At 69.5% G+C, this 6362-nt stretch carries 5 protein-coding genes and 1 pseudogene; 4 read left to right on the top strand and 2 right to left on the bottom strand.

What is annotated here, in order from left to right; all coding sequences use genetic code 11:
• The 4 genes and pseudogenes from H7U20_RS29965 to H7U20_RS29950 all read left to right on the top strand — a co-directional run.
• Positions 1-1129 (top strand): annotated as a pseudogene (locus H7U20_RS29965) (DNA polymerase III subunit gamma/tau); the annotation flags it as partial.
• A 41-nt stretch (positions 1130-1170) separates the two neighbouring features.
• Positions 1171-1497 carry a YbaB/EbfC family nucleoid-associated protein gene (locus H7U20_RS29960; protein WP_199762785.1) on the top strand — a complete coding sequence of 109 codons (327 nt, stop codon included), beginning with the start codon at positions 1171-1173 and terminating at the stop codon, positions 1495-1497.
• A gap of 38 nt (positions 1498-1535) precedes the next feature.
• Positions 1536-2126: a recombination mediator RecR gene (gene recR / locus H7U20_RS29955; protein WP_199762784.1), complete on the top strand. Its 591-nt coding sequence runs from the start codon at positions 1536-1538 to the stop codon at positions 2124-2126.
• A 179-nt stretch (positions 2127-2305) separates the two neighbouring features.
• Positions 2306-3523 carry a CaiB/BaiF CoA transferase family protein gene (locus tag H7U20_RS29950; protein WP_199762783.1) on the top strand — a complete coding sequence of 406 codons (1218 nt, stop codon included), beginning with the start codon at positions 2306-2308 and terminating at the stop codon, positions 3521-3523.
• A 127-nt stretch (positions 3524-3650) separates the two neighbouring features.
• Here H7U20_RS29950 and H7U20_RS29945 read toward each other — a convergent pair whose 3' ends face one another.
• Complete coding sequence (locus H7U20_RS29945) at positions 3651-5789, bottom strand: putative bifunctional diguanylate cyclase/phosphodiesterase (protein ID WP_199762782.1); 2139 nt, start codon at positions 5787-5789, stop codon at positions 3651-3653.
• Between the two features lies 1 nt (position 5790).
• The coding region (locus H7U20_RS30610) for an Hpt domain-containing protein (protein ID WP_233411195.1) at positions 5791-6362 on the bottom strand (572 nt) is incomplete at its 5' end.

Below are 6362 nucleotides of genomic sequence, written 5' to 3'. Positions count from 1 at the left end.
GGCCGCCGCGCCGGCGCCGGCGCCGACGTCGGCTCCGGCTCCGACCGCAGCGGCCGCGATGGCGCCGCGTCCGGCCATGCCGTCGGCGGCTCCGGCCGCGCCGCGCGCTCCGGCGCCGTGGGAGGACAGCCCGCCGCCAGCGACGGCGCTGGGTGATGGACCGACCGCCGTGTTGGAAGCGCCGGTGCGCCAGACCATGCAGCAGGCCGCGCCGATGGCGCAGCCGCCGCAGCCACAGCAGGTGCAAGCCGCCCAGCGGCCGCAGCAGCAAGGCGTGCAGCAGACGCAGCAGATGCCGCCGCAGCATCTGCCGCGGCATCTGCCACAGCAGACACAGCAGACACAGCAGACACAGCAGACACAGCAGACACAGCAGCAGATGCCGCCGCCGCAGGCCGCGCGCACGATGCCGCAGCAGGCGGCGTACCAACCCGCGCAGCAAGCCCAGCCGGCCCGTCCGCCGGCGCCGGCCGCCGACGAGGATGAGCTACCACCCTGGGTCACCGAATTTACCGACGACACGGCCATCGCCCAATCGGCGCCGGCCTCGTCGCCGGGCTCGTCCGCTTCGGCCGCGTCCGCGGCGCCGTCGGCCTACGCCAGCGACAACGCGCCGGCCTACGCCGGCGATAATGCGCCGGCCTTCGCGCCGGTGCCGCGCGCGGCCCCCGCGCCCGCGCAGGCGCCGCACGCCTATGTCATCACCCCGGTGCCCGAGCTGGACTGGGACGGCAACTGGCCGGCCGTGGCGGCCGGCTTGCCCTTGCGCGGCGTGGCGCAGCAGTTGGCCATGCAGGCCGAGCTGCTCAGTTGCGGCTTCGACGGCAACACCGTGGTGTTCGGCCTGCGCGTGCCGATCGAGACCTGGCGCACGCCGGGCAACGTCGACAAGCTCACCGCCGCCCTGTGCGAGCGTTTCGGCCGCACCGTGCGGGTGGAGACCGAGCTGGGCGCCGTCTGGTACACGGCCAGCGCCGAGGCCCAGGCGCACCGCGCCGCCTGCCAGCGCGCCGCCGAGGACACCATCGCCAACGATCCCTTCGTCAACAGCATGATCCGCGAGTTCGGCGCCTTCGTGGTGCCCGGCTCGATCGTGCCGCCGCCGGCCGCCTCGGCCACGTTGCATTGAACGAAACCATTTATATCATTTCACTTACGGAGTAACCCATCATGATGAAGAACCAATTGGCCGGCTTGATGAAACAAGCGCAAGCAATGCAGGACAACATGAAAAAGGCGCAAGACCAACTGGCGCTGATCGAAGTCGAAGGCCAGTCCGGCGCCGGCCTGGTCAAGGTGGTGATGAGCTGCAAGAACGACGTCAAGCGCGTCTCGATCGACCCGTCGCTGCTGGCCGACGACAAGGACATGCTGGAAGACCTGGTGGCGGCCGCCTTCAACGACGCAGTGCGCAAGGCCGAGGCAACCTCGGCCGAAAAACTGGGCGGCCTGACCTCCGGCATGAACTTGCCGGCCGGCTTCAAGATGCCGTTCTGATCGACGTCGTTCACCCGACCGCGCGCCCGGCCTGATCCGTGTCCAAATCGTTAGAATTCCTGACCGAGGCGCTGCGCCGCCTGCCTGGCGTCGGTCCCAAGTCGGCCCAGCGCATGGCTTTCCACCTGCTGCAGCATGACCGCGAGGGTGCGGCCATGTTGTCGCGCGCGCTGGGCCAGGCGGTCGACGCGGTGCAGCACTGCGCCATGTGCAACACCTTCACCGAGGAGGAGGTGTGCGACACCTGCAACGACGAGCGGCGCGACCGCCGCCTGTTGTGCGTGGTGGAGACGCCGGCCGACCAGTTGATGATCGAGCAGACCCTGACCTACAAGGGCTTGTACTTCGTGCTGATGGGGCGGCTGTCGCCGCTCGATGGCATCGGCCCGAAGGATATTCATCTGGAAAAACTGGTGGCGCGCGCCAACGACGGCGTGGTCGGCGAGGTCGTGCTGGCCACCAATTTCACCAACGAGGGCGAGGCCACCGCGCACTACATCAGCGAGATGCTGAAGGCGCGCGGCCTGCGGGTCAGCCGGCTGGCGCGTGGCGTGCCGGTCGGTGGCGAGCTCGAGTATGTCGACGCCGGCACCATCGCCCGCGCCATGCTCGACCGCCGCGCCACCTGAGGCGTCGGTCCGCACGTCGGGCGGCCTGGCGGCAGTCCCAATTGAAACCCACAGGCGTGACTCTGGGGTCGGACCCGCAGGGTCCGACCGCGGCTTTCCGCCTGTGGGTGGTGTGGTAGCCGCCGACATTTTGGCGTCCCCACCGACCCGCGTAGTTTCTTTTTTTTTAGGCCGCTGACATGACGCAATCCGCTTCCCCCGGCCCGTTGGCCGGCATCAAGGTTCTGGAACTGGGCACACTGATCGCCGGGCCGTTTTGTGCCCGCATGTTGGCCGAGTTCGGCGCCGAGGTGATCAAGATCGAAACCCCCGGCAGCGGCGACCCGATCCGCCAGTGGCGCGTGCTGAAGGACGGCACCTCGCTGTGGTGGTCGGTGCAGGCGCGCAACAAGAAGAGCCTGACCCTGAACCTGAAGGACGCGCGCGGCCGCGCCATCGCCCGCCAACTGGCGCTGGAGGCTGACATCATCATCGAGAACTACCGCCCCGGCGTGCTGGAGAAGTGGGAGCTGGGCTACGCGCAGTTACAGGCGGTGAAGCCGGCCACCATCATGGTGCGCCTGTCCGGCTTCGGCCAGACCGGGCCGATGAGGGACCTGCCCGGCTTTGGCGCGATCGGCGAGTCGATGGGCGGCTTGCGGTACGTTTCCGGCCATGCCGACCGGCCGCCGGTGCGGGTCGGCGTGTCGATCGGCGACTCGGTGGCGGCCTTGCACGGTGTGATCGGCGCGATGATGGCGCTGCGCCACCGCGACGCCACCGGCGGGCGCGAGCACGGCCAGGGGCAGATGGTCGACGTCGCGCTGTACGAGTCGGTGTTCAACCTGATGGAGTCGCTGGTGCCGGAGTTCGACCAGGCCGGCGTGGTGCGCGAGCGCACCGGCGGCGCCTTGCCCGGCATCGTGCCGTCCAACACCTACACCACCGGCGACGGCGAGAACATCGTCATCGCCGGCAACGGCGACGCCATCTTCAAGCGCCTGATGCTGGCGATCGGCCGCATCGACCTGGCCGGCGACCCGGGCCTGGCGCGCAACGACGGCCGCGTGCCGCGCACGCGGGAGATCGACGACGCCATCCAGGCCTGGTGCGGCGGCCGGGACATCGATGCCGCGCTGACGGTGCTGAAGGCGGCCGACGTGCCGGCCGGCAAAATCTACTCGGTGCGCGACATGATGACGGACCCGCAGTTCCTCGCCCGCGAGATGTTCGAGCAGCACCATTTTCCCGACGGCACGCCGGTCAAGTTGCCGGCGATCTCGCCCAAGCTGTCGGCCACGCCGGGCAAGACGCAGTGGATGGGACCGACCCTGGGCCAGCACAACGACGAGGTGCTGGCGGCACTGGGCTACAGCGCCGCGCAGATCGCCGAACTGAAGGATGGCGGGGTGGTGTAGCTGCTTGCGCAGACCCAAGGGCGCAGACTGGGGTCGGACCCCTCGGGGTCCGACCCCGGCGNNGGCCCCCCCCCCCGGCGCTTCGCCGTTGGGTGGTTTTTATCGCCGCCGGCGCCGTTCAGGCCGTTCAGGCCGAACCGGCCTGGGGCAGTAGGGCGTAGCCGTTCTGGCCGGACGGCGCGTGCTGGTTGCTCAGCATCTGGGTGATCGCCTCGTGCGGCAGCGGGTGGCCCAGGTAGTAGCCCTGCGCCACGTCGCAGCCGAACTGCTCGAGCATGACCAATTGCTCCTCGGTCTCCACGCCCTCGGCCACCACCACCATCTTCAGGCCGTGCGCCATGGCGATGATGGCGCGCGTGATGGCGGCGTTCTCCGAGTCCTGCGGCAGGCCGCTGATGAAGCTCTTGTCGATCTTCAGCGCGCGCACGTCGAAGCGCTTCAGGTAGTTCATCGACGAGTAGCCGGTGCCGAAGTCGTCGATCGACAGGTAGACGCCGATGGCGCGCAACTGCTCCAGCGTGACCATGGTGGCGCGGGCGTCGTCCATCAGCGTGCCCTCGGTCAGCTCGAGTTCCAGCAGGGCGGCGGCGAGGCCGGTGTCGTGCAGGGCCGAGACCACGATCTGGGTCAGGTTCTCGTCCTTGAACTGCTTGGCCGACAGGTTGACCGCCATGCGCACCGGCTGGCGGCCGTCGGCCTGCCAGGCGCGCGCCTGGGCGCAGGCGGTGCGCAGCACCCATTCGCCGATCGGCACGATCAGGCCGGTCTCCTCGGCCAGCGGGATGAACTCGGTCGGCGAGATGATGCCGCGCTCCGGGTGGCGCCAGCGCACCAGCGCCTCGACGCCGACGATCTGGCTGCTGGCGACGTCGATCTGCGGCTGGTACAGCAGGTACAACTCGCCGTTCTGCAGCGCCTTGCGCAGGCCGACCTCGAGCTTGACGTGGCTCATGATCTGCATGGTCAGCGAGGAACTGTACAGCTTGGCGTTGTTCTTGCCGCAGTTCTTGGCGTGGTACATCGCCGTGTCGGCGTACTTGAGCAGGGAGTTGCAGTCCTCGCCGTCCTCCGGGTACAGCGAGATGCCGATGCTGGCGGTGACGAAGATCTCGTGGGCGTCGATCAGGAAGGGCCGCCGCATCGCCTCCTTGACGCGGTGCGCCACGTTGAGCGCGTTCTCGACCCGCTCCAGGTCGGGGATCAGGATGGTGAACTCGTCGCCGCCCAGGCGCGCCAGGTTGTTATTGTTGTAGTGCTCGGCGCGGGTCACCAGGTCGCTGGGGCGGATGGTGTCGCGCAGCCGGTCGGAGACCACCTTGAGCAGGTGGTCGCCGACGTTGTGGCCGAGCGTGTCGTTGATGCGCTTGAAGGAGTCGAGGTCCATGAACAGCACGGCGAACTTCTTGTTGCCGTTGCGCGAGCGCAGCAGCTCGCCCTCCAGCGTCTCCAGGAAGGCCTGGCGGTTGGGGATGCCGGTCAGGCTGTCGCAGTAGGCCAGGCGGCGGATCTGCTCCTCGGTGCGCTTGCGCTCGCTGATGTCGCGCACCAGGCCGAGCACCTCGTCGCTGCCGGTGGTGACCAGGCGGGCCTCGAAGTGCTGCACGGTGCCGTGGCGCACCAGCTCGTAGTCGACCGAGCGGATGTGTTGGGTCGCCAGCACCGTGTGGGCCTGCTCCAGCAGGCGCTCGGCGATGTCCTTGGGCAGCACCTCGCTGACGTGGCGGCCGACGCAGTGCTCGACCGAGAACACGGCGCTGAGGTCGTGGCCCTGCTCGTAGTCGAGGTAGTAGCCGTCCTGGTTGAGGCGGAAGAAGGTGTCGGGGATGGCCGCCAGCACGGCGCGGTTGTGGGCGTCGGCGATGCGCAGGCGGGCGATGGCGTCGGAGGCGCGCAGCACGTAGAGCACGCGGTGGCCGAGGATGGGCCAGTTGATCGGCTTGGAGACGAAGTCGGTGGCGCCGACCTCGTAGGCGTGGGTGACCGATTCGAGCTCGTCGCCGCCGGTGACCATGACGATGGGCACGGTGACGTTGGTTTCCTGGCGGCGGATTTCGGCGCAGACCTGGAAGCCGTCCAGGCCGGGCATTTCGACGTCGAGCAGCACCAGGTCGGGCGCCATGCTGTGGTAGTAGGCCAGCGCCTGCTTGCCGTCCTCGGCCTCGATGACGTCGAGGCCGACCTGGCCGAGCATTTCCAGCATCAGCATGCGCATCACCGGGTCGTCGTCGGCGACCAGGACCAGGCCGCGTTTGGGGGAGGGTGCCATCTCATGTTTCCTTTTCTAGAATCGCGCTGAGAGCCTGGCGCACGGCCTGGAATTCCCGCTCCATCTGTTCGAGCAGGACGGCGGCGCCGTCGGTGGTGTCGTCGCGGCCGAGCTGTTCGAGCTCCTTGCACAGCTGGGCCAGCTGTTCGGCGCCGACGTTGGCGCTGCTCGACTTGAGGCTGTGCGCGGCCTTGCGCAGCGGGCTCGGCTGGCCGCCGTCGATGGCCAGGCGCAGCGCCTGGAAGTGGCTGGGCGTGTCGGCGACGAAGGCGTGCAGCACCCGTTCGAGCAGGGCGTCGCCGTGCTGGGCGCTGAGGGCGCGGATGTTTTTCAGCGCCTGGCGGTTGATGATGTCGCGCGCGGCGGGCTGGCCGAGTAGCGGCGCCGGCGCCGCCGCCGGCATCGGCAGCGGCGCCGTGGCGGCGGCAGTGGCGCTGGCCGCCGGCGTGGCCGGTGCGGCCGCCGTGCGCGGCGCTTTCCTGATCGGCGCGGCTGCCGTCGACAGCGCCGGCGGCGCGGTCGGCGCCGCCGCCGGGGCGGTGGCGCTGCCGGCCTTGCCCGGCCCGGCCGAGG

It is taken from the genome of Rugamonas violacea, assembly GCF_016461825.1.
GTDB lineage: Bacteria > Pseudomonadota > Gammaproteobacteria > Burkholderiales > Burkholderiaceae_D > Rugamonas.
The sequence above is the reverse complement of the archived record's forward strand: the minus strand, read 5'-3'. Positions and strand labels throughout refer to the sequence as shown.

Bases quoted from the DNA above. Each gene is read 5' to 3' on its own strand.
- H7U20_RS29960 (WP_199762785.1), top strand. From the start codon at position 1,171: ATGATGAAGAACCAATTGGCCGGCTTGATGAAACAAGCGCAAGCAATG.
- H7U20_RS29950 (WP_199762783.1), top strand. From the start codon at position 2,306: ATGACGCAATCCGCTTCCCCCGGCCCGTTGGCCGGCATCAAGGTTCTG.
- H7U20_RS29945 (WP_199762782.1), bottom strand. From the start codon at position 5,789: ATGGCACCCTCCCCCAAACGCGGCCTGGTCCTGGTCGCCGACGACGAC.